This is a genomic window from Pseudomonas marginalis (assembly GCF_024169655.1).
In the GTDB taxonomy this organism is placed as follows: Bacteria; Pseudomonadota; Gammaproteobacteria; order Pseudomonadales; family Pseudomonadaceae; genus Aquipseudomonas; species Aquipseudomonas paraveronii.
Genome location: NZ_JALJWV010000001.1, coordinates 1670712 through 1692426 on the forward strand (window position 1 = coordinate 1670712; position 21715 = coordinate 1692426).

Below are 21715 nucleotides of genomic sequence, written 5' to 3' on the forward strand. Positions count from 1 at the left end.
CGGATGAACCTGGCGCGCTACCGCTTTGTGCTGACCCGGCCGCTGCAATTGCTGCCGGTGCTGTTTGGCATCAGCCTGATCACCTTCGTGCTGGTGCGCTCGATTCCCGGTGACCCGGCGCGCGCGCTGCTCGGCTCGCGCAGCACGCCGGATGCGTTACTGAAGATCCGCGCACAGTTCGGGCTCGACCAGCCCCTGTGGCTGCAATATTTTTACTTCCTGAAAAACCTGCTCAAGGGCGACCTCGGCCAATCGCTGCTGTACAAGGTCGATGCGTTGAAGCTGATCGTCACCCGTATCGAGCCAACCCTGGTGCTGGTGCTCGGCAGTGTGCTGCTGGCGCTGCTGATTGCAGTGCCGCTGGCCACTGTCGCGGCGCGTCGCAAAGGCGGTTGGGCGGACAACCTGATCCGCGTGTTCACCACCGTCGGCCTGGGCATGCCGGCATTTTGGCTGGGGTTGATGCTGATCCTGCTGTTCAGTGTGCAATGGGGCCTGTTTCCGGTGTCCGGTTACGGTCGCACTTGGCTGGACAAGGCGCACCATATGGTCCTGCCGTGCCTGACCATCGCCCTGGCCCTGTCGGCGGTGCTGGTGCGCAACCTGCGGGCGAGCATGTTGATGGAGTTGCAGGCGGACCCTGTCACCGCCGCCCGGGCGCGCGGGTTGTCGGAAGCGGCGGTGTTTCGTCGGCATGTGCTGCCCAATGCCCTGGTGCCGGCGGTCAACCTGCTGGCGGTGAATATCGGTTGGCTGATCAGCGGCACGGTGGTCATCGAAAGCCTGTTCGCCATTCCCGGCATCGGCCAGTTGCTGGTGCGCGGCATCTTTACCCGCGACTACATGGTGGTGCAGGGCGTGGCCATGGTGCTGGCCTGTGCGACGGTGCTGGTCAACTTCGTGGCGGATGTGGTGACCGTCGCCCTCGACCCGCGGGTGAAGATGCAATGAGCAGCCGTCCCTTGATTGCCCCATGGCGCGTGCGCCTGCGCTTTGGCTTGCGCGACGGGCGGCTGACCGCCGCGTGGGGCATGCTGATTCTGTTGACGTGGCTAGGCCTGGCGCTGTTTGCGCCATGGATCGCGCCGTTCGACCCGATTGCGCAGAACACCGATATCAGTTTGCTCGGGCCGAGCCTGGGCCATCCCTTCGGTACGGATAATTACGGTCGCGACATTCTCTCGCGGGTGATCTGGGGCGCACGCATCGACCTGCAATTGGCGATTATCGGGGTGATCTTCCCGTTCATGCTCGGCACCGTTATCGGCGCGGTCTCCGGCTATATCGGCGGGCGTTTCGACAGCGTCTGCATGCGCATCATTGACGTGATCCTGGCGTTCCCGTTCCTGGTGTTGATGCTGGCAATCATGGCCATCCTCGGTCCGGGCTTGAAGAGTTTTTATATCGCCATGACGCTGGTGGGCTGGGTGTCGTATGCGCGGTTGATCCGCTCGCAGATCCTGGTGCTCAAGGAAAGTGACTTCGCCCTGGCGGCGAAAAGCCTCGGCTTTGGTCATGGGCGCATTCTGTTCCGGCATTTGCTACCGAATGCGATGTTTGGCTCGATTGTGTTTTCCATGTCTGACGCGGTGCTGGTGCTGCTCAATGGCGCGGCCGTGAGTTACCTGGGCCTGGGCGTGCAACCGCCGACCGCCGAGTGGGGGACGATGGTCGCCGAAGGGCAAGCCTTTATTACCACCGCCTGGTGGATCTGCACTTTCCCGGGCCTGGCCATCGTGACCTTGGCGATGGGCTTCAGCCTGCTCGCCGATGGCGTGGCGCAAGTGCTGGGAGAGCGCGCATGAGCCTGCTTCAAGTGCGCGATCTGAGCGTGATTGCCAACAATGCCGGACGCGAGGTGACCCTGGTCGACCGCGTCTCCTTCGACTTGGCCGAAGGCGAAATCCTCGGCCTGGTGGGCGAAAGCGGTTCGGGCAAGACCATGGCCTGTCGCGGGCTGATACGTCTATTGCCGTCGCCCAACCTGCGCGTGCAGGGCGGTGCGGTGTGCCTGGCCGGCCAGGACTTGCTGCAACTGGACGACGCGGGCATGCGCGCGGTACGCGGCGGGCAATTGGGCATGATTTTCCAGAACCCCAGCAGCCACCTCGACCCGCTGATGCGCATCGGCGAGCAGATCGCCGAGGGCATCCGCCTGCATCAAGGCGCGTCGAAAAAAGACGCGCGCCGGCAAGCCATCGAGGTGTTGCGCCAAGTGGGTATTCCCGATCCCCAGGCACGGGTCGACAACTACCCCCACGAGTTTTCCGGCGGCATGCGCCAGCGCGCCATGATCGCCGTGGCATTGGGCTGCAACCCGAGGGTGCTGATTGCCGACGAACCCACCACGGCCCTCGATGTGACTGTGCAGGCGCAAATCCTGCGGCTGTTGCTCGATCTGCGCGACCAGCGCGGCCTGTCGATCATCATGATCACCCACGACCTCGGCGTGGTGGCGCAAACCTGCGACACCATCGCGGTGATGTACGCCGGGCGCCTGTGCGAGCACGCCAGTAAATACGAGCTGCTCGCCCATCCCCGGCACCCGTATACCGCGGGCCTGATCGACTGCCAGCCGGCCCACAGCACCGGCCACGCTTTGCTGCGCACCATCGCGGGTCAGCCGCCATTGCTGGATGCGTTGCCCGCCGGGTGCCGCTTCCACCCGCGTTGTCCGCAGGTCGGCAGCCTATGTACCGAAGTGTTGCCGCAAGGTGCGCGGGTGGCCTGTCACTATCCGTTGGGAGGTCGCCCATGAGCCTGTTGCAGATCAAGGACCTGGAAGTGCGGTTTGCCGCGTCCGGCAGCGGCATGTTCGGCCTCAACAAGCAGTGGGTGAGGGCGGTCAACGGAGTGTCGCTGAACCTCGCGGCGGGCGAGACCCTGGGCCTGGTGGGCGAATCCGGCAGCGGCAAAAGCAGCCTTGGCCGGGCGATTCTGCACCTCAACCCGATCAGCGCCGGGCAGGTGCTGTTCGACGGCATCGACATGGCACACGGCAGCGCCATCGACATCGCCCGCCTGCGCCATGAAACCGCGATGATCTTCCAGGACCCGTATGCCGCGCTGAACCCACGCCACACGGTCGGCGAAACCCTTGCCGAAGTGTTACGGGTACAGCGCAAAGTCGCGCCGCAGCAGATCGCGCGGCGTGTCGACGAGTTACTCGAGCTGGTCGGCCTGCGCCCTGAATTGGCCGCTCGCAAGCCCGGCTCCCTCAGCGGCGGCCAGTGCCAACGGGTCGGTATCGCCCGGGCGCTGGCGGTGGAACCGCGCTTGATCATTGCCGATGAGTGCGTGGCGGCCCTGGATGTATCGATCCAGGGCCAGATCATCAACCTGTTGCTGGAACTGCAACAGCGCATGAACCTGGCGATCCTGTTTATCGCCCATGACCTGGCCATCGTGCGCCGCCTGTGCGACCGGGTAGCGGTGATGTACCTGGGCAAGATCGTCGAGGAGGGGCCGGTGGAAGCGGTCTTCACCTCACCGCGTCATCCGTATACGGCGGCGCTGATCCAGGCGATTCCCGAGATCGATCCGCATCGGCCGTTGCCCACAGAGCCGTTACCCGGCGAGCCACCGAGCCCGCTGAACTTGCCTACAGGCTGTGCGTTTCACCCGCGTTGCCGGTATGCCCAAGCCATGTGTTCCGTGGTATTGCCGCCTACTCATTTCCTGCACGAGCATCGGTACAGTTGCGTGCTTGAAAAACCTTTGCTTCAGCCCACCCCTGCCATTCTTGAACAACCGCCGTTATAAACAAGGAGTTATGACATGCAATCACGCCACTTGAAGTTGCTCGCCGCCGCGACATTGACCGCCTGGTCGCTGACCGCCGGTCTTGCCCAGGCCGCCGGTGTCCTCACCATCGGTTGCCGTGAAGACAGCACCACGTTCGACCCGATCAAAAGCGCGCAAAACCGCGACACCTGGGTATTCGCCAACGTCTACGACACCCTGGTACGCGTGGATAACCTGGGCACCAAGATGGAACCGGGGCTGGCAGAAAACTGGGAGATTTCCAAGGACGGCCTGACCTACACCTTCAAGCTGCGTGCGGCGAAGTTCTCGGATGGCACGCCGATCACGGCAGAGGATGCGGCGTTCAGCCTGTTGCGCATCCGCGACAACAAGGCCTCGCTGTGGAGCGACCCATTCAGCCTGATCGACACGGCCAAGGCCGCCGATCCGCAAACCCTAGTGGTGACGCTGAAGACCCCGGCGGTCGCCTTCCTCTCGCAACTGGCGTCGCCGACGGTGTCGATCCTGTCGGAAAAGGCCATGACCAAAATGGGCGAAGACGCCTACGCGCAAAACCCGGTGACCTCCGGAGCGTTCACCGTGGACGAATGGCGCAAGGGCGATCGGGTGATCCTGAAGAAAAACCCGAACTTCTGGCAGGCCAAAAACGTCAGCCTGGATGGCGTGGAGTGGGTCTCGGTGACCGACGACAACACGCGCATGCGCATGGTGCAGAACAACGAACTGGATACGGCGATCTTCGTACCGTTCTCACGGGTTGAAGAGCTGAAAAAAGACAAAAACGTGGTGATCCATTCCGACCCGTCCACCCGCGAAGATCACCTGCTGATCAACCATGAGCACGGCCTGCTGGCCAAACCGGAAGTTCGCCAGGCGCTGGACATGGCCATCGATAAACAATCGCTGGTGAAGACGGCCACTTACGGTCAAGGCACCGTGGCCTATTCCTACATCCCCAAAGGCTCGCTGTACCACTACGCCAACAACCTGCAACGCCCGTATGACCCGACCGCCGCGAAGAAACTGCTGGCCGATGCCGGTGCCAAGGACTTGAAGCTGAACTACGTGGTCAACGCTGGCAACGAAGCCGACGAGCAGATCGCGGTGATCATCAAGGACCAGTTGGCCAAGGTCGGCGTGACGGCCAACCTGCAGAAAGTCGACCCGACCCAAAGCTGGCAGATGCTGGTGGACGGTGAGTACGATATTTCGGTGATGTACTGGACCAACGACATCCTCGACCCGGACCAGAAGACCACCTTCGTACTGGGCCACGACACCAACCAGAACTACATGACCCGCTACAAGAACGACAAGGTCAAGGCGTTGGTGACGGCGGCGCGCATCGAGGCCGACCCGGCCAAGCGTGAGCAGATGTATGTCGAACTGCAGAAACTGGCGAAACAGGATGTGAACTGGATCGACCTGTACTACAGCCCATACATCAACATCTCACGCAAGAATGTGAGTAACTTCCTGCAAAACCCACTGGGCCGTTTCACCCTCGAGGAAGTGGTGAAAAACTAAAGAACACTGCTAAATAAATGTGGGAGGGGGCTTGCCCCCGATAGCGGTGGGTCAGTCACACATACAGTGACTGACACCCTGCTATCGGGGGCAAGCCCCCTCCCACATTTTGTTCAGGTTGTGTCAGCGGCTACTGCGCGTCAAACGCCTGTCCATTGATCCCGGTACTGTCCGGCCCCATCAGGTACAAGTACACCGGCATGATGTCTTCCGGCGCCGGGTTGTCGGCCGGGTTTTCCCCCGGATAGGCCTGGGCCCGCATGCTGGTGCGCGTGGCGCCGGGGTTGATGCTGTTGGCCCGTACCGGCGCAACGGTGTCGAGCTCGTCGGCCAGGGTTTGCATCAGGCCTTCGGTGGCGAATTTCGACACGCCATAGGCCCCCCAATACGCCCGGCCCTTGCGCCCGACGCTGCTGGAAGTGAACACCACCGAGGCGTCCTGGGACAGCTTGAGCAGCGGCAACAGCGTGCTGGTCAGCATGAACATCGCGTTGACGTTGATGTGCATCACCCGCATGAAGTTCTCACCGGACAACTGCTCGATCGGCGTGCGTGGGCCGATGATCGAGGCGTTGTGCAGCAGGCCGTCGAGGTGGCCGAATTCCTTTTCGATCATCGCCGCCAGCTCATCGTACTGATGGGGCAGGGCAGTCTCCAGGTTGAACGGGATCACCACCGGTTGCGGGTGGCCGGCGGCTTCGATCTCGTCGTACACCTGGGCCAGGTTGGCTTCGGTCTTGCCCAGCAACAGCACGGTCGCGCCATGGGCGGCATAGGTTTTCGCCGCCGCCGCGCCAATCCCGCGACCGGCACCGGTCACCAGGATGACGCGGTCTTTGAGCAGTTCGGGACGTGCAGAGTAATCAAACATAAATAGCCTCGACAAAATTCAGTAGGTTGCAAACCCCAATCTTGAGCGCAGTGAAGATCCAATGTGGGAGGGAGCAAGCTCCCTCCCACATTGGATCTTCATAGGTCAGCAAAACCGGTAAACCATCAGCAACTGCACAGCGCGTTATCCAGCACCTTGCGCAATTCCAGCGGGTGGTCCACCACCACATCCGCGCCCCAGTGACGCGGGTTGTCGTCCGGGTGGATGTAGCCATAGGTGACCGCCGCCGTGCGGGTGCCGGCGTCGCGGCCGGACTCGATGTCGCGCAGGTCATCGCCGACGAACAGCACGCTGGCCGGGTCCAGGTTGAGCATCTGGCACGCCAGGATCAGCGGCTCCGGGTGCGGCTTGCTGTGTGTCACATGGTCCGGGCAGATCAGCAGTGCCGAGCGCTCGGCCAGGCCTAACTGCTGCATGATCGGCTCGGCAAAGCGCAGCGGTTTGTTGGTGACCACGCCCCAGATCAGCTTGGACTTTTCGATGTCTTCCAGCAGCTCGGCCATGCCGTCGAACAACGTGCTGTGGATCGCGCAGCCCTTGAGGTAGCGCTCGAGGAACTCCAGGCGCAGTTCTTCAAAACCTGGGGATTCAGGGTCCATCGAGAACGTCACGGCGACCATCGCCCGTGCGCCGCCGGAGATTTCATCGCGGATATGCTGGTCGTTGATCGGTGCCAGGTTGCGGTCGGCGCGCATGGCCTGGCAGATGGCGATAAAGTCCGGCGCGGTGTCCAGCAGGGTACCGTCCATGTCGAAGAGAACCGCTCGCAACTTCACAGGCTTACTCCTCGCGCAGGGTCTGGATCATGTAGTTGACGTCGACGTCGCTGGCCAGCTTGTAGTGCTTGGTCAGCGGGTTGTAGGTCAGGCCGATGATGTCCTTGACGCTCAGCCCGGCCTGACGGCTCCAGGCACCCAACTCGGACGGGCGGATGAATTTCTTGAAGTCGTGGGTGCCGCGGGGCAGCAGCTTCATGATGTATTCGGCGCCGATGATCGCGAACAGGTAGGCCTTGGGGTTGCGGTTGATGGTGGAGAGGAACACCTGGCCGCCGGGCTTGACCATACGGAAGCAAGCGCGGATCACCGAGGACGGGTCCGGCACGTGTTCGAGCATTTCCAGGCAGGTGATCACGTCGAACTGCTCGGGCATTTCCTCGGCCAGGGCTTCGGCGGTGATCTGGCGGTATTCGACATTCACCCCGGATTCCAGCTGATGCAACTGGGCCACGGCCAACGGCGCTTCGCCCATGTCGATGCCCATCACGGTAGCGCCGCGCTGAGCCATGGCTTCGCTGAGAATGCCGCCGCCGCAACCGACGTCCAGCACCTTCTTGCCGGCCAGGTTGATGCGCTCGTCAATCCAGTTGACCCGCAGCGGGTTGATGTCGTGCAGGGGTTTGAACTCGCTTTCGCGGTCCCACCAGCGGTGGGCCAGGGCTTCGAATTTGGCGATTTCGGCGTGGTCGACGTTGCTCATGGTGGTTCCTCTAAATCTGATAAATCGGTTTGTCGGCCCTGAACACGGGTTCAGGACCGGCGTTATTCGCGGTGCCCGCTGATGCGCTGGCCCCAGGCAATGGCCATGGCGGTCAACTGTGGTTCATCCATGCGGGTCAATTGCCGGTTGTCGAGCAACTGCTTGCCGGCGACCCAAAGGTGTTTCACGCAATCGCGTCCGGTGGCATATATAAGCTGTGAGACCGGATCGTAGATCGGTTGTTGCGCCAACCCTGAAAGATCAAAGGCGACGATATCGGCCGCTTTACCGACCTCCAACGAGCCAATCTCGCTTTCCTGGCCCATGGCACGGGCACCGTTGAGGGTCGCCATGCGCAAGGCGCGGTGGGCATCCAGGGCGGTAGCCGAGCCGGCGACGGCCTTGGCCAGCATCGCCGCGGTGCGGGTTTCGCCCAGCAGGTCGAGGTCATTATTGCTGGCGGCGCCGTCGGTGCCGATGGCCACATTGACGCCAGCCTGCCACAGACGCTCCACCGGGCAGAAGCCACAAGCCAGTTTCAGGTTCGATTCCGGGCAATGGATGACGCTGGTGTTGCTTTCTACCAGCAAAGCCAGGTCGTCCTCGCTGATTTGGGTCATGTGAACGGCCTGGAAGCGTGGACCCAGCAGGCCGAGGCGACCGAGGCGCGCCAACGGGCGTTCGCCGGTCCGCTCGACAGCCTGTTGTACCTCAAGCGCGGTTTCGTGCACATGCATATGGATCGCGGCGTCCAGCTCCTCGGCGATCACCCGGATCTTTTCCAGGTTGGCATCGCTCACGGTGTAGGGCGCGTGGGGGCCGAAGGTGATCTTGATGCGCGGGTGATGCTTGAGGTCGCCGAACAGCTCGATGCCCTGGCGAATCGCCTCATCGGCGGTGCTGGCGCCAGGAATCGGGAAGTCGAGGATCGGAATTGCGATCTGCGCGCGCATCCCGCTGTTGTGGACGCAGTCACTGGCAATCTTGGGGTAGAAGTACATGTCCGAGAAGCAGGTAATGCCACCCTTGAGCTGTTCGGCGATGGCCAGGTCGGTGCCGTCGCGCACGAAGGCTTCATCGACCCACTTGGCCTCCGCGGGCCAGATGTGCTTTTCCAGCCAGGTCATCAGCGGCAGGTCATCGGCCATTCCGCGAAACAGGCTCATCGCCGCGTGGCCATGGGCGTTGATCAGGCCGGGGCTGAGCAGCATGCCCTGCAGCTCGCGCACTTCGCCGGCGGAAAGTTTCAATGCCGCGGCCCGTGGGCCGATAAAGGCAATGCGCCCATCGCGGATGCCCAGGCCATGCTCCTTGAGCACCACGCCGGCGGGTTCGACAGGTACCAGCCACGTCGGCAGTAGCAATAAGTCGAGCGGGGCGGCAGTGGAGGTCATCGCAGGCTTCTTCCCGGGCAGCTATAAAAGAAGGGCGAAGTATACCCGAGCGTCCTGGCTGGCGGATCGCTATAATCGGCGGCTTTTGTTCATGAGTGCGGGGTGAGGGATGCGCGATCGACTGTTGGCTGCGGAGAAAGTGAAGGCCATCGATTGGCGCGATGGCGCACTGCACCTGCTCGACCAGCGTGTTTTGCCGTCCCGGGAAAGCTGGGTGACCTGCACCACGGCCGATGAGGTGGCCACGGCGATTCGTTCGATGGTCGTGCGCGGCGCCTCGGCCATCGGCATCAGCGCGGCCTACGGCCTGGTACTCGCCGCCCGCGAGCGGATCGCCGAAGGCGGCGATTGGCAGGCCGCATGGGAAGAAGACTACGCACTTCTGGCCGATACTCGCCCGACCGCTGCGAACCTGTTCTGGGCCCTCAAACGCATGCGCGACCGTCTGGACCGCCTCAAGAAACACGCCAATCCGCTGGCTGTGCTGGAAGCCGAAGCGATTGCGATCCATGAAAGCGACCGCGAAGCCAACCTCGTCATGGCCCAGTTGGGCGTCGAGCGGATTCGCAAGCACCAGGGCAATGCTCAGGCGATCCTGACCCACGGCAACGCAGGCGCCCTGGCGACGGGAGGGTTCGGTACGGCCCTCGGGGTGATTCGTGCTGCCTTTCTGGAGGGATTGGTCGAGCAGGTCTACGCCAACGAAACCCGGCCCTGGCTGCAGGGTTCGCGGCTGACCGCCTGGGAGCTGGCGGGCGACGGTATCCCCGTCACGGTCAACGCCGACTCGGCGGGCGCGCACATCCTCAAGACCAAGGGCGTGACCTGGGTGATCGTCGGCGCAGACTGCATTGCGGCCAATGGTGATGTGATCGGCAAGATCGGCACCTATCAATTGGCGGTGTGCGCCATGCACCATGGCGTGCGTTTCATGGTGGTGGCGCCGAGTTCGACCCTGGACCTGATGATGGCTGCGGGCGACGACGTGGCCCTGGAAGAGCGTGATGCGGGCGAGTTGCTGGAAGTCGCCGGCCAGCGCTTCGCCGCTGATGTGAAAGCCTTCAACCCGGTATTTGACGTGACCCCGGCCGACTTGATCGACGTGATCGTGACTGAAAAGGGCATTGTCGAACGGCCGGACACCGCCAAAATCGCCCAGTTGATGTGCCGTAAGCGCCTGCATTGAGGGCGTTGGTGCCTGCCAGATTGCTATCGGGGGCAAGCCTCCTCCCACACTCGACCTGTGAACACAGTCAAAATGTGGGAGGGGGCTTGCCCCCGATCAGCCTTAAAAGTCCATAGATTCTTCGGATCTGCCGGGTAAAAACAGCCCCACCCCGGCTCTGAGGCCCTCTCGTCGTCCTCAAGCCTGTCATCCGTCAACTTACTACGCTCCATGCCCGTCAGGGGGATAGGTGCGTGGCGGCGATTGTGATAACATCCGGCGGTTTCCAGGGCCGCCCCGAGGGGCTGCCCTTAACGTGCAGATCCGTGTCATAACTCGTTGATTTGTCGTAAGTCGTTGCCAGGCACCATGCCGGCAGCGGCGAGCTTCGTTCGTCCCATATGGATGTGACGAGGTTTCACCCGAAAAAGGAATCAGGCTTCTCATGGGCGAACTGGCCAAAGAAATCCTCCCGGTCAATATCGAAGACGAGCTGAAACAGTCCTACCTCGACTACGCGATGAGCGTAATTGTCGGTCGGGCACTGCCTGATGCGCGCGATGGCTTGAAGCCCGTGCACCGGCGTGTGCTGTTCGCGATGAGCGAGCTGGGTAACGACTGGAACAAGCCGTACAAGAAATCTGCCCGTGTTGTCGGTGACGTGATCGGTAAGTATCACCCTCACGGCGACACTGCGGTGTACGACACCATCGTTCGGATGGCCCAGCCGTTTTCCCTGCGCTACCTGCTGGTAGACGGCCAGGGCAACTTCGGTTCGGTCGACGGCGACAACGCCGCGGCCATGCGATACACCGAAGTGCGCATGACCAAGCTGGCGCACGAGCTGCTGGCCGACCTGCACAAAGAAACCGTGGACTGGGTGCCGAACTACGACGGCACCGAAATGATCCCGGCGGTCATGCCGACCCGGATTCCCAACCTGCTGGTCAACGGCTCCAGCGGTATCGCCGTGGGCATGGCCACCAACATTCCGCCGCACAACCTCGGTGAAGTCATCGACGGTTGCCTGGCCCTCATCGACAACCCTGAGCTGACCGTCGATGAGCTGATGCAATACATCCCCGGTCCGGACTTCCCGACCGCCGCGATCATCAACGGTCGCGCCGGCATCATCGAAGCCTATCGCACCGGTCGTGGCCGCATTTACATGCGCGCCCGCTCGATGATCGAAGACATCGACAAGGTCGGTGGCCGTCAGCAGATCGTCATCACCGAGCTGCCTTACCAGTTGAACAAGGCGCGTCTGATCGAGAAGATCGCCGAGCTGGTCAAGGAGAAGAAGCTCGAAGGCATCACCGAGCTGCGCGACGAGTCCGACAAGGACGGTATGCGCGTCGTGATCGAGCTGCGTCGTGGCGAAGTGCCTGAGGTGATCCTCAACAACCTCTACGCCCAGACCCAGCTGCAAAGCGTGTTTGGTATCAACGTCGTGGCCCTGATCGACGGTCGCCCGCGCATCCTGAACCTCAAGGATCTGCTGGAAGCCTTCGTCCGTCACCGTCGCGAAGTCGTGACCCGCCGTACCGTATTCGAACTGCGCAAGGCCCGCGAGCGCGGCCACATCCTGGAAGGCCAGGCAGTTGCGCTGTCGAACATCGACCCGGTCATCGCCCTGATCAAGGCTTCGCCGACCCCGTCGGAAGCCAAGGAAGCGCTGATCAAGATGCCGTGGGAATCCAGCGCCGTCGTGGCGATGGTTGAACGTGCCGGCGCCGATTCCTGCCGTCCCGAGACCCTCGACCCGCAATACGGTCTGCGCGAGGGCAAGTATTTCCTGTCGCCGGAACAGGCCCAGGCCATCCTGGAACTGCGCCTGCACCGCCTGACCGGTCTGGAGCACGAGAAGCTGCTGGCCGAGTACCAGGAGATCCTCAACCAGATCGGCGAGCTGATCCGCATCCTCAACAGCGCCGTGCGCCTGATGGAAGTGATCCGCGAAGAACTGGAAGTGATCCGCGCCGAATACGGCGACGTGCGCCGCACCGAAATCCTCGATGCCCGTCTCGACCTGACCCTGGGTGACATGATCCCGGAAGAAGAGCGCGTCGTGACCATTTCCCACGGTGGCTACGCCAAGACCCAGCCATTGGCTGCGTACCAGGCCCAGCGTCGTGGCGGTAAAGGTAAATCGGCTACCGGCGTGAAGGATGAGGACTACATTGCTCACCTGCTGGTCGCCAACAGCCACACCACGCTGCTGCTGTTCTCCAGCAAGGGCAAGGTGTACTGGCTGAAAACCTACGAAATCCCGGAAGCCTCCCGCGCCGCCCGTGGTCGTCCGTTGGTCAACCTGCTGCCGCTGGACAGTGATGAATACATCACCACCATGCTGCCGGTCGATGAATACACCGAAGGTCACTTCATCTTCATGGCCACCGCCAAGGGCACCGTGAAGAAGACCCCGCTGGAATCCTTCAGCCGTCAACGCAGCGTGGGCCTGATCGCCCTGGAGCTGGATGAAGGCGACGTACTGATCTCCGCAGCCATCACCGATGGCGAGCGTGAAGTCATGCTGTTCTCCGATGGCGGCAAAGTGACGCGCTTCAAAGAGTCCGACGTGCGAGCCATGGGCCGTACCGCCCGCGGTGTGCGCGGCATGCGTCTGCCGGAAGGGCAGAAGCTGATTTCCATGTTGATCCCGGAAGAAGGCAGCCAGATCCTTACCGCTTCGGCGCGTGGTTATGGCAAGCGTACTGCCATCAGCGAGTTCCCGGAGTACAAGCGTGGCGGCCAGGGTGTTATCGCCATGGTCAGCAACGATCGCAACGGCCGTCTGGTCGGCGCGGTCCAGGTGCTCGATGGCGAGGAGATCATGCTGATTTCCGACCAGGGCACCCTGGTGCGTACCCGTGTTGCCGAAGTGTCGAGCCTGGGTCGTAACACCCAGGGCGTGACGCTGATCAAGCTGGCCAGCGACGAGACGCTGGTAGGCTTGGAGCGCGTTCAGGAGCCGTCGGAAGTCGAAGGCGAAGAACTGGAAGGCGAGGAATTTGACGGCGAGGTGATCGCAACCGGCGATGACAACGTCGACGAACCGACCCTCGACGCTGCCGCAGACGAAGAAGAACCGCAGGAATAAGCGGACAAGCAAGGGGGGCGGATGAAGATTCGCCCCTTGTTGTTTGTCACCTTTGAAATATCAATGCTCCCCTTGTAGGAGCGGGCTTGCCCGCGAAAATCGTCAACGATAACGCGTGCATCCTGGATAAACGCGGTGATCTTGCGTTTTTCGCGGGCAAGCCCGCTCCTACAGGCAGCGTTAGCAGTTAATATTCGATTTATTGCACCACCCCCACCAGATCAGAGTGAGATTGGATGTGAGCAAGAGAGCCTATAACTTCTGTGCCGGTCCCGCGGCGCTTCCTGAAGCAGTCCTGCAGCGCGCGCAGGGTGAACTCCTCGATTGGCATGGAAAAGGCCTCTCTGTGATGGAAATGAGCCATCGCAGTGATGAGTTCGTGTCCATCGCCACCAAGGCCGAGCAGGACCTGCGCGACTTGCTGGACATTCCCTCCGACTACAAAGTGCTGTTCCTGCAGGGCGGCGCGAGCCAGCAGTTCGCCCAGGTGCCGCTGAACCTGCTGCCCGAAGACGGCACGGCCGATTACATCGACACCGGTATCTGGTCGCAGAAAGCCATCGAAGAAGCTGCGCGCTACGGCAACGTCAACGTCGCCGGTACCGCCAAGCCTTACGATTACTTCGCGATTCCAGGTCAGAACGAGTGGAAGCTGTCGAAGGACGCGGCCTACGTACACTACGTGGCCAACGAAACCATCGGCGGCCTGGAATTCGACTGGGTGCCGCAAGTGGGTGACGTGCCGCTGGTGTGCGACATGTCTTCGGATATCCTCTCGCGGCCTATCGACGTGTCCAAGTACGGCATGATCTACGCCGGCGCGCAGAAGAACATCGGCCCGAGCGGCATCCTGGTCAACATCGTCCGTGAAGACCTGCTCGGTCGCGCCCGTTCGATGTGCCCGACCATGCTCAACTACAAGGTCGCGGCCGACAACGGCTCGATGTACAACACGCCGCCGGCCTTTGCCTGGTACCTCTCGGGCCTGGTGTTCGAGTGGCTCAAGGAGCAGGGCGGTGTTGCCGCCATGGGCAAGCTCAACGAAGTGAAGAAGCGCACCCTGTACGACTTCATCGACGCCAGCGGCCTGTACAGCAACCCGATCAACCTGACCGATCGCTCATGGATGAACGTGCCGTTCCGTCTGGCCGACGACCGCCTGGACAAGCCGTTCCTGGTCGGTGCCGAGGCGCGTGGCCTGCTGAACCTCAAGGGTCACCGTTCGGTAGGCGGCATGCGCGCCTCCATCTACAACGCTGTCGATATCAATGCCATCAACGCGTTGGTGGCCTACATGGCAGAGTTCGAAAAGGAACACGGCTAATGTCTGAGCAAGAACTCAAGGCCCTGCGCGTGCGCATTGACAGCCTGGACGAGAAAGTCCTGGAGCTGATCAGTGAGCGCGCGCGCTGCGCCCAGGAAGTGGCGCGGGTGAAGATGGCGTCCCTGGCGGAAGGCGAAGTGCCGGTGTTCTATCGTCCGGAGCGTGAAGCCCAGGTGCTCAAACGCGTGATGGAGCGCAACAAGGGGCCGTTGGGCAACGAAGAGATGGCGCGGTTGTTCCGTGAAATCATGTCTTCCTGCCTGGCGCTTGAGCAGCCGCTGAAAGTGGCTTACCTCGGCCCGGAAGGCACCTTCACCCAGGCGGCGGCGATGAAGCACTTCGGTCACGCGGTGATCAGCAAGCCGATGGCGGCGATCGACGAAGTGTTCCGTGAAGTGGCGGCCGGCGCGGTGAATTTTGGCGTGGTGCCGGTGGAAAACTCCACCGAAGGCGCGGTCAACCACACCCTGGACAGCTTCCTTGAGCACGACATGGTGATCTGCGGCGAAGTCGAGCTGCGCATCCACCACCACCTGTTGGTGGGTGAAAACACCAAGACCGACAGCATCAGCCGCATCTACTCCCACGCCCAGTCCCTGGCCCAGTGCCGCAAGTGGCTGGATGCGCACTACCCGAATGTCGAGCGCGTGGCGGTGTCCAGCAACGCCGAAGCGGCCAAGCGGGTCAAGGGTGAGTGGAACTCGGCGGCGATTGCCGGGGATATGGCCGCGAGCCTGTATGGTCTGACGCGCCTGGCCGAGAAAATCGAAGACCGCCCGGACAACTCCACGCGCTTTTTGATGATCGGCAGCCAGGAAGTGCCGCCCACCGGCGACGACAAGACCTCGATCATCGTCTCCATGAGCAACAAGCCCGGCGCGCTGCATGAACTGCTGGTGCCGTTCCACGACAACGGGATCGACCTGACGCGCATCGAGACTCGTCCTTCGCGCAGCGGTAAATGGACCTACGTGTTTTTTATCGACTTCGTCGGCCATCACCGCGACCCGCTGGTCAAAAGCGTGCTTGAGAAAATCAGTCAGGAAGCCGTGGCACTCAAGGTGCTGGGCTCTTACCCGAAAGCGGTTTTGTGAGGCGTTAACATGAGTGGCAACTTCCTCGCCCTGGCGCAGCCGGGCGTGCAGCAACTGTCGCCTTACGTTCCAGGCAAGCCTGTGGACGAGCTGGCGCGTGAGTTGAACCTGGACCCGACGAAGATCGTCAAGCTGGCCAGTAACGAGAACCCTCTGGGTCCAAGCCCCAAGGTCCTGGCGGCGATTCGTGAAGAGCTGGCCGAGCTGACCCGTTATCCGGATGGCAACGGTTTTGCCCTCAAGTCCCTGCTGGCGCAAAAGTGCCGGGTCGAGCTGAATCAGGTGACCCTGGGCAACGGTTCCAACGACATTCTTGAACTGGTCGGTCGCGCCTATCTGGCGCCGGGCCTGAACGCCGTGTTCAGCGAACACGCGTTTGCGGTCTACCCGATCGTCACCCAGGCCGTCGGTGCCGAAGCGCGGGTGATTCCTGCCAAGGACTGGGGCCACGACCTGCCGGCCATGCTGGCGGCGATCGATGCGCAGACCCGCGTCGTGTTTATCGCCAACCCGAACAACCCGACCGGCACCTGGTTCGATGCGCAGGCACTGAACGACTTCCTACAGGATGTGCCGGAACATGTGCTGGTGGTGCTGGACGAGGCCTACATCGAGTACGCCGAAGGCAGCGACCTGCCCGATGGCCTGGATTTCCTCGCGGCCTACCCGAACCTGCTGGTTTCGCGCACGTTCTCCAAGGCTTATGGCCTGGCATCGCTGCGCGTCGGCTACGGCCTGTCGACGGCGGTGGTGGCTGATGTGCTCAACCGTGTGCGCCAACCGTTCAACGTCAACAGCCTCGCCCTCGCGGCGGCCTGCGCAGCGTTGCAGGATGCCGAGTACCTGGAAGAAGGGCGGCGCATCAACGAAAGCGGCATGCTGCAGTTGCAGGCCGGCTTTCGTGAGCTGGGCCTGGGCTGGATTCCGTCCAAGGGCAACTTTATCTGCGTCGATCTCGGCCAGGTGGCGGCCCCGGTGTTCCAGGGCTTGCTGCGCGAAGGCGTGATCGTGCGTCCGGTGGCCAACTACGGCATGCCGAACCACCTGCGCATCACCGTCGGCCTGCCGGCTGAGAACAGTCGCTTCCTGGAGGCGCTGGCCAAGGTTCTGGCTCGTGGTTGATGTCACTGCATTGCAACCTGCTGTGCCTATGATCGGTCGCCTGGTGGTGGTCGGTCTGGGCTTGATCGGTGGTTCCTTCGCCAAAGGCCTGCGCGAGAGCGGGTTGTGTGGCGAAGTGGTCGGCGTGGACCTGGACCCGCAATCGCGCAAGTTGGCGGTTGAGTTGGGGGTCGTCGATCGCTGTGAAGCCGACCTGGCGCTCGCGTGCCAGGGCGCCGATGTGATTCAGCTCGCCGTGCCGATCCTGGCCATGGAGAAGTTGCTGGCGGTACTGGCCGGCATGGACCTCGGCCAGGCGATCCTCACTGACGTCGGCAGTGCCAAGGGCAATGTGGTGCGGGCGGCGCAGCAGGCGTTTGGCGAGATGCCCGCGCGTTTTGTGCCGGGCCACCCGATTGCCGGTTCCGAGCAGAGCGGGGTGGAGGCGTCCAATGCGCAGTTGTTTCGTCGGCATAAAGTGATTCTGACGCCACTGGCGCAAACCGATCCGGCAGCCTTGGCCGTGGTCGATCGTCTGTGGCGCGAGCTGGGCGCGGATGTGGAGCATATGCAGGTCGAGCGCCACGATGAAGTGCTGGCGGCGACCAGTCATCTGCCCCATCTGCTGGCGTTCGGCCTGGTGGATTCGTTGGCCAAGCGCAACGAAAACCTCGAGATTTTTCGCTATGCCGCCGGTGGCTTTCGCGATTTCACGCGGATCGCCGGCAGCGACCCGGTGATGTGGCACGACATCTTCCTCGCCAACCGCGAGGCCGTGTTGCGCACCCTGGACACCTTCCGTAGCGACCTAGACGCCTTGCGCGACGCGGTCGATGCCGGGGATGGCCACCAGTTATTGGGCGTGTTTACCCGTGCGCGGGTGGCGCGTGAACATTTCAGCAAGATCCTGGCGCGCCGGGCCTACATGGAAACCGCAGTGAACGCCGATGACCTGACTTTCCTCGCCAACCCGGGCGGCCGCTTGAGCGGGCGTATTCGGGTGCCGGGCGACAAGTCGATCTCCCATCGGTCGATCATGCTCGGTTCGTTGGCTGAGGGCGTGACCGAAGTCGAGGGTTTCCTTGAGGGTGAAGATGCCCTGGCGACCTTGCAGGCGTTTCGCGACATGGGCGTGGTGATCGAGGGGCCGCACCATGGGCGCGTGATCATTTATGGTGTCGGGTTGCACGGCTTGAAGCCGGCGCCGGGGCCGATCTATCTCGGCAACTCCGGCACGTCCATGCGCCTGTTGTCCGGCTTGCTCGCCGCGCAGCGCTTCGACAGCGTGCTGACCGGCGATGCTTCGCTGTCCAAGCGCCCGATGAATCGCGTGGCTGAGCCGCTGCGGGAAATGGGCGCAGTGATCGAGACCGGCCCGCAAGGGCGTCCGCCGCTGACCATTCGTGGTGGCCAAAAGTTGAAAGGCCTGACCTATACGCTGCCGATGGCCAGTGCGCAGGTCAAATCCTGCCTGCTGCTGGCGGGCCTGTATGCCGAGGGCAAGACCTCCGTCACCGAGCCGGCCCCGACCCGCGACCATACCGAGCGCATGTTGCGCGGTTTTGGTTATCCGGTGGAGGTGGTAGGTGCAACGGCGACGGTCGAGTCGGGCCATGCGCTGACGGCCACCCATATTGAAGTGCCGGGGGATATTTCCTCGTCGGCGTTTTTCCTGGTGGCGGCTTCGATTGCCGAAGGTTCCGAGCTGTTGCTGGAACATGTTGGGATCAATCCGACGCGCACCGGGGTAATCGACATCCTGCGGCTGATGGGCGCGGATATCACCCTGGAAAACCCGCGTGAAGTGGGCGGCGAGCCGGTGGCCGACCTGCGGGTGCGTGCTGCCGCGCTGAAAGGGATCGAGATTCCTGAAGCGCTGGTGCCGCTGGCGATTGATGAGTTTCCCGTGCTGTTTGTTGCCGCTGCCTGCGCCCAAGGGCGAACCGTCTTACGCGGTGCGCAAGAGCTTCGCGTCAAGGAGTCCGACCGTATCCAGGTCATGGCCGACGGTCTGTTGGCGCTGGGCGTGAAGTGTGAACCCACCCCTGATGGGATTATCATTGACGGTGGCCTGATGGGCGGTGGTGAGGTCCATGCCCATGGCGATCACCGGATTGCGATGGCGTTCAGCGTGGCTTCGCTGCGAGCAGCGGCGCCGATTCGTATCCGTGACTGCGCCAATGTTGCTACGTCTTTTCCGAATTTTCTTACACTGTGTGCCCAAGTCGGCATCCGTGTTGCCCAAGAGGCTCAATTGTGAATATCAAAGCACCGGTGATTACCATCGACGGGCCAAGCGGCTCGGGCAAGGGCACGATCGCCGGCATCCTGGCCAAGCGCCTGGGCTGGTGCCTGCTGGATTCCGGCGCGCTGTACCGTCTGCTGGCGTTTGCTGCCCGCAACCACGGCGTCGACCTGACCAACGAAGAATCCCTGAAGCTGCTGGCGGCGCACCTTGACGTGCAGTTCGTCGGTGCGACAGAAGGTCATCCCCAGCGCATCATCCTGGAAGGGGATGATGTGACCGATGACCTGCGTAATGAGCAAGTCGGTTCCTGGGCTTCCCAAGTTGCCGCGCTGCCCGCCGTGCGTGATGCGCTGCTGCAGCGCCAGCGGGCGTTTCAGGAGCCGCCGGGCCTGGTGGCCGATGGCCGCGACATGGGCACGGTGGTGTTTCCCGAGGCGCCGCTGAAGATTTTCCTGACCGCCAGTGCCGAGGAACGCGCGCGTCGCCGCTACTTGCAGTTGAAGGGCAAAGTCGATGGTGTTAGTCTGTCGAGTCTGCTAGATGAGATTCGTGCACGCGATGAGCGTGATACCCAGCGCGCAGTAGCCCCGCTCAAGCCGGCGGCTGATGCCATACAGCTGGATTCCACGGAGTTGTCCATCGAGCAGGTGTTGGAACGCATCTTGAGTGAAATCGCCCTTCGCGATATCACCGGGTGACCAAGAAGTCTGCAGGGGACCAGTCATAGTCCTGCGGTGCTTCTTTTAATTGAAACTAACCCACACCGTCTGGGGCGTGGAGATGGGCGTATTCTTCGCCCTTATCAACAGGAATTAAAATGAGCGAAAGCTTTGCGGAACTCTTTGAAGAAAGCCTAAAAACCCTGAACCTTCAGGCAGGCTCCATCATCACCGGTGTTATCGTTGATATCGATTACCAAGCTCGCTGGGTAACCGTTCACGCTGGTCTGAAGTCTGAAGCACTCATCCCGCTTGAGCAGTTCTACAACGACGCTGGCGATCTGACTATCAATGTCGGTGACGAAGTTCACGTTGCTCTGGACTCGGTTGAAGACGGTTTCGGTGAAACCAAGCTGTCCCGTGAAAAAGCCAAGCGCGCTGAATGCTGGATTGTTCTCGAAGCAGCCTTCGCAGCTGAAGAAGTGGTCAAGGGCGTTATCAACGGTAAGGTTAAAGGCGGCTTCACTGTCGACGTTAACGGCATCCGTGCGTTCCTGCCAGGTTCTTTGGTCGACGTCCGTCCAGTGCGCGACACCACGCACCTGGAAGGCAAGGAACTCGAATTCAAGGTCATCAAGCTCGATCAGAAACGCAACAACGTTGTCGTTTCCCGTCGCAGCGTCCTGGAAGCAGAGAACTCCGCCGAGCGTGAAGCTCTGCTGGAATCCCTGCAGGAAGGCCAACAAGTCAAAGGTATCGTCAAAAACCTCACCGATTACGGCGCATTCGTCGATCTGGGTGGCGTCGATGGCCTGCTGCACATTACCGACATGGCTTGGAAGCGTATCAAGCATCCTTCCGAAATCGTCAACGTTGGCGACGAGATTGATGTCAAGGTTCTGAAATACGATCGCGAACGCAACCGTGTTTCCCTGGGCCTGAAGCAACTGGGTGAAGATCCATGGGTCGCTATCAAAGCCCGTTACCCAGAAAGCACTCGCGTCACCGCGCGTGTTACCAACCTGACCGACTACGGCTGCTTCGCTGAGCTGGAAGAAGGCGTTGAAGGCCTGGTACACGTTTCCGAAATGGACTGGACCAACAAAAACATCCACCCTTCGAAAGTCGTACAAGTCGGCGACGAAGTGGAAGTTATGGTTCTGGACATCGACGAAGAGCGTCGTCGTATCTCCCTGGGCATCAAGCAGTGCAAATCTAACCCATGGGAAGATTTCTCTGGCCAGTTCAACAAGGGCGATAAAATCTCCGGCACCATCAAGTCGATCACCGATTTCGGTATCTTCATTGGTCTGGACGGCGGCATCGACGGCCTGGTTCACCTGTCCGACATCTCCTGGAACGAAGTGGGCGAAGAAGCTGTTCGTCGCTTCAAGAAGGGCGACGAGCTGGACACCGTTATCCTGTCGGTTGACCCAGAGCGCGAGCGCATCTCCCTGGGTATCAAGCAACTGGAAAGCGATCCGTTCTCCGAGTACGTTCAAGAGAACGACAAAGGCGCAATCGTTAAAGGCATCGTGAAAGAAGTTGACGCTAAAGGCGCCATCATCACTCTCGCCGACGATATCGAAGCGACTCTGAAAGCCTCCGAAATCAGCCGTGACCGCGTTGAAGACGCGCGCAACGTTCTGAAAGAAGGCCAGGAAGTAGAAGCCAAGATCATCAGCGTTGACCGCAAGAGCCGCGTGATCCAACTCTCCATCAAGTCCAAGGACGAGATCGAAGAGAAAGAAGCTATCCAGAGCCTGCGCGACAAGCCAGCTACCTCTGACATCGCTTCGGGTCCGACCACTCTGGGCGACCTGCTGCGTGCACAAATGGAAAAACAGAACTGAGTTCTGTCAGACCATAGAAAAAGGGCGACTTCGGTCGCCCTTTTTTGTGTCTGAAATTTGTTGAATCAACAACTTAGAACGACGTAGAGCCGACTGATGTCAGAACTGATTATA

Annotated in this window: 17 protein-coding genes; 13 read left to right on the forward strand and 4 right to left on the reverse strand. The window is 61.5% G+C overall.

The window, feature by feature from the left end:
* The first annotated feature begins 3 nt into the window (after window positions 1-3).
* The 5 genes from J2Y83_RS07525 to J2Y83_RS07545 are packed head-to-tail and all read left to right on the forward strand — an operon-like array spanning window position 4 to window position 5292.
* A complete protein-coding gene (locus tag J2Y83_RS07525; RefSeq protein ID WP_253394189.1) occupies window positions 4-951 on the forward strand; it encodes an ABC transporter permease in 948 nt (315 codons plus the stop codon).
* On the forward strand, window positions 948-1805 hold the full coding sequence (locus J2Y83_RS07530; protein WP_253394191.1) for an ABC transporter permease: 858 nt from the start codon (window positions 948-950) through the stop codon (window positions 1803-1805). Before J2Y83_RS07525 ends, J2Y83_RS07530 begins: the two co-directional genes overlap by 4 nt.
* Window positions 1802-2758 carry an ABC transporter ATP-binding protein gene (locus tag J2Y83_RS07535; protein WP_253394193.1) on the forward strand — a complete coding sequence of 319 codons (957 nt, stop codon included), beginning with the start codon at window positions 1802-1804 and terminating at the stop codon, window positions 2756-2758. Before J2Y83_RS07530 ends, J2Y83_RS07535 begins: the two co-directional genes overlap by 4 nt.
* Window positions 2755-3762, forward strand: coding sequence for an ABC transporter ATP-binding protein (locus J2Y83_RS07540; RefSeq protein ID WP_253394195.1), 1008 nt, complete (start codon window positions 2755-2757; stop codon window positions 3760-3762). Before J2Y83_RS07535 ends, J2Y83_RS07540 begins: the two co-directional genes overlap by 4 nt.
* Before the next feature lie 15 nt (window positions 3763-3777).
* Window positions 3778-5292, forward strand: coding sequence for an ABC transporter substrate-binding protein (locus J2Y83_RS07545; protein ID WP_253394197.1), 1515 nt, complete (start codon window positions 3778-3780; stop codon window positions 5290-5292).
* A 130-nt stretch (window positions 5293-5422) separates the two neighbouring features.
* Here J2Y83_RS07545 and J2Y83_RS07550 read toward each other — a convergent pair whose 3' ends face one another.
* The 4 genes from J2Y83_RS07550 to J2Y83_RS07565 all read right to left on the reverse strand — a co-directional run bounded on the left by J2Y83_RS07550 (window position 5423) and on the right by J2Y83_RS07565 (window position 9057).
* Window positions 5423-6163, reverse strand: coding sequence for a YciK family oxidoreductase (locus tag J2Y83_RS07550; protein WP_247405686.1), 741 nt, complete (start codon window positions 6161-6163; stop codon window positions 5423-5425).
* A 125-nt stretch (window positions 6164-6288) separates the two neighbouring features.
* Window positions 6289-6960 (reverse strand): N-acetylmuramic acid 6-phosphate phosphatase MupP, encoded by a 672-nt coding sequence (gene mupP / locus J2Y83_RS07555; RefSeq protein ID WP_253394199.1) that lies wholly within the window; start codon window positions 6958-6960, stop codon window positions 6289-6291.
* Between the two features lie 4 nt (window positions 6961-6964).
* Window positions 6965-7663: a bifunctional 2-polyprenyl-6-hydroxyphenol methylase/3-demethylubiquinol 3-O-methyltransferase UbiG gene (gene ubiG, locus J2Y83_RS07560; protein ID WP_253394201.1), complete on the reverse strand. Its 699-nt coding sequence runs from the start codon at window positions 7661-7663 to the stop codon at window positions 6965-6967.
* Window positions 7664-7725: 62 nt separating this feature from the next.
* Window positions 7726-9057, reverse strand: coding sequence for a TRZ/ATZ family hydrolase (locus J2Y83_RS07565; protein ID WP_253394203.1), 1332 nt, complete (start codon window positions 9055-9057; stop codon window positions 7726-7728).
* Window positions 9058-9166: 109 nt separating this feature from the next.
* On the opposite strand from J2Y83_RS07565, the gene mtnA reads away from it, so the two are divergent.
* From mtnA to rpsA, 8 genes are all read left to right on the forward strand, one after another.
* The gene (gene mtnA / locus J2Y83_RS07570; protein ID WP_253394205.1) at window positions 9167-10243 is read left to right on the forward strand and encodes an S-methyl-5-thioribose-1-phosphate isomerase; all 1077 of its coding nucleotides are present in this window, start codon (window positions 9167-9169) and stop codon (window positions 10241-10243) included.
* A gap of 424 nt (window positions 10244-10667) precedes the next feature.
* A complete protein-coding gene (gene gyrA, locus J2Y83_RS07575) occupies window positions 10668-13322 on the forward strand; it encodes a DNA gyrase subunit A (protein ID WP_253394207.1) in 2655 nt (884 codons plus the stop codon).
* A gap of 238 nt (window positions 13323-13560) precedes the next feature.
* Complete coding sequence (gene serC, locus J2Y83_RS07580; RefSeq protein ID WP_253394209.1) at window positions 13561-14646, forward strand: 3-phosphoserine/phosphohydroxythreonine transaminase; 1086 nt, start codon at window positions 13561-13563, stop codon at window positions 14644-14646.
* A complete protein-coding gene (pheA, locus tag J2Y83_RS07585; protein ID WP_253394211.1) occupies window positions 14646-15740 on the forward strand; it encodes a prephenate dehydratase in 1095 nt (364 codons plus the stop codon). Before serC ends, pheA begins: the two co-directional genes overlap by 1 nt.
* A gap of 9 nt (window positions 15741-15749) precedes the next feature.
* Window positions 15750-16862, forward strand: coding sequence for a histidinol-phosphate transaminase (gene hisC / locus J2Y83_RS07590; protein WP_253394213.1), 1113 nt, complete (start codon window positions 15750-15752; stop codon window positions 16860-16862).
* Window positions 16863-16890: 28 nt separating this feature from the next.
* The gene (locus tag J2Y83_RS07595) at window positions 16891-19101 is read left to right on the forward strand and encodes a bifunctional prephenate dehydrogenase/3-phosphoshikimate 1-carboxyvinyltransferase (protein WP_253400355.1); all 2211 of its coding nucleotides are present in this window, start codon (window positions 16891-16893) and stop codon (window positions 19099-19101) included.
* Window positions 19098-19787: a (d)CMP kinase gene (gene cmk, locus J2Y83_RS07600; RefSeq protein WP_253394214.1), complete on the forward strand. Its 690-nt coding sequence runs from the start codon at window positions 19098-19100 to the stop codon at window positions 19785-19787. Before J2Y83_RS07595 ends, cmk begins: the two co-directional genes overlap by 4 nt.
* A gap of 119 nt (window positions 19788-19906) precedes the next feature.
* A complete protein-coding gene (gene rpsA / locus J2Y83_RS07605) occupies window positions 19907-21601 on the forward strand; it encodes a 30S ribosomal protein S1 (protein ID WP_253394215.1) in 1695 nt (564 codons plus the stop codon).
* Window positions 21602-21715: the final 114 nt, after the last annotated feature.

Coding starts and splice junctions, on each gene's coding strand:
- J2Y83_RS07540 (WP_253394195.1), top strand. CDS start 2,755: ATGAGCCTGTTGCAGATCAAGGACCTGGAAGTGCGGTTTGCCGCGTCC.
- J2Y83_RS07545 (WP_253394197.1), top strand. CDS start 3,778: ATGCAATCACGCCACTTGAAGTTGCTCGCCGCCGCGACATTGACCGCC.
- mtnA (WP_253394205.1), top strand. CDS start 9,167: ATGCGCGATCGACTGTTGGCTGCGGAGAAAGTGAAGGCCATCGATTGG.
- J2Y83_RS07595 (WP_253400355.1), top strand. CDS start 16,891: ATGATCGGTCGCCTGGTGGTGGTCGGTCTGGGCTTGATCGGTGGTTCC.
- J2Y83_RS07550 (WP_247405686.1), bottom strand. CDS start 6,163: ATGTTTGATTACTCTGCACGTCCCGAACTGCTCAAAGACCGCGTCATC.
- J2Y83_RS07535 (WP_253394193.1), top strand. CDS start 1,802: ATGAGCCTGCTTCAAGTGCGCGATCTGAGCGTGATTGCCAACAATGCC.
- ubiG (WP_253394201.1), bottom strand. CDS start 7,663: ATGAGCAACGTCGACCACGCCGAAATCGCCAAATTCGAAGCCCTGGCC.
- pheA (WP_253394211.1), top strand. CDS start 14,646: ATGTCTGAGCAAGAACTCAAGGCCCTGCGCGTGCGCATTGACAGCCTG.
- rpsA (WP_253394215.1), top strand. CDS start 19,907: ATGAGCGAAAGCTTTGCGGAACTCTTTGAAGAAAGCCTAAAAACCCTG.
- hisC (WP_253394213.1), top strand. CDS start 15,750: ATGAGTGGCAACTTCCTCGCCCTGGCGCAGCCGGGCGTGCAGCAACTG.
- J2Y83_RS07565 (WP_253394203.1), bottom strand. CDS start 9,057: ATGACCTCCACTGCCGCCCCGCTCGACTTATTGCTACTGCCGACGTGG.
- J2Y83_RS07525 (WP_253394189.1), top strand. CDS start 4: ATGAACCTGGCGCGCTACCGCTTTGTGCTGACCCGGCCGCTGCAATTG.
- gyrA (WP_253394207.1), top strand. CDS start 10,668: ATGGGCGAACTGGCCAAAGAAATCCTCCCGGTCAATATCGAAGACGAG.
- J2Y83_RS07530 (WP_253394191.1), top strand. CDS start 948: ATGAGCAGCCGTCCCTTGATTGCCCCATGGCGCGTGCGCCTGCGCTTT.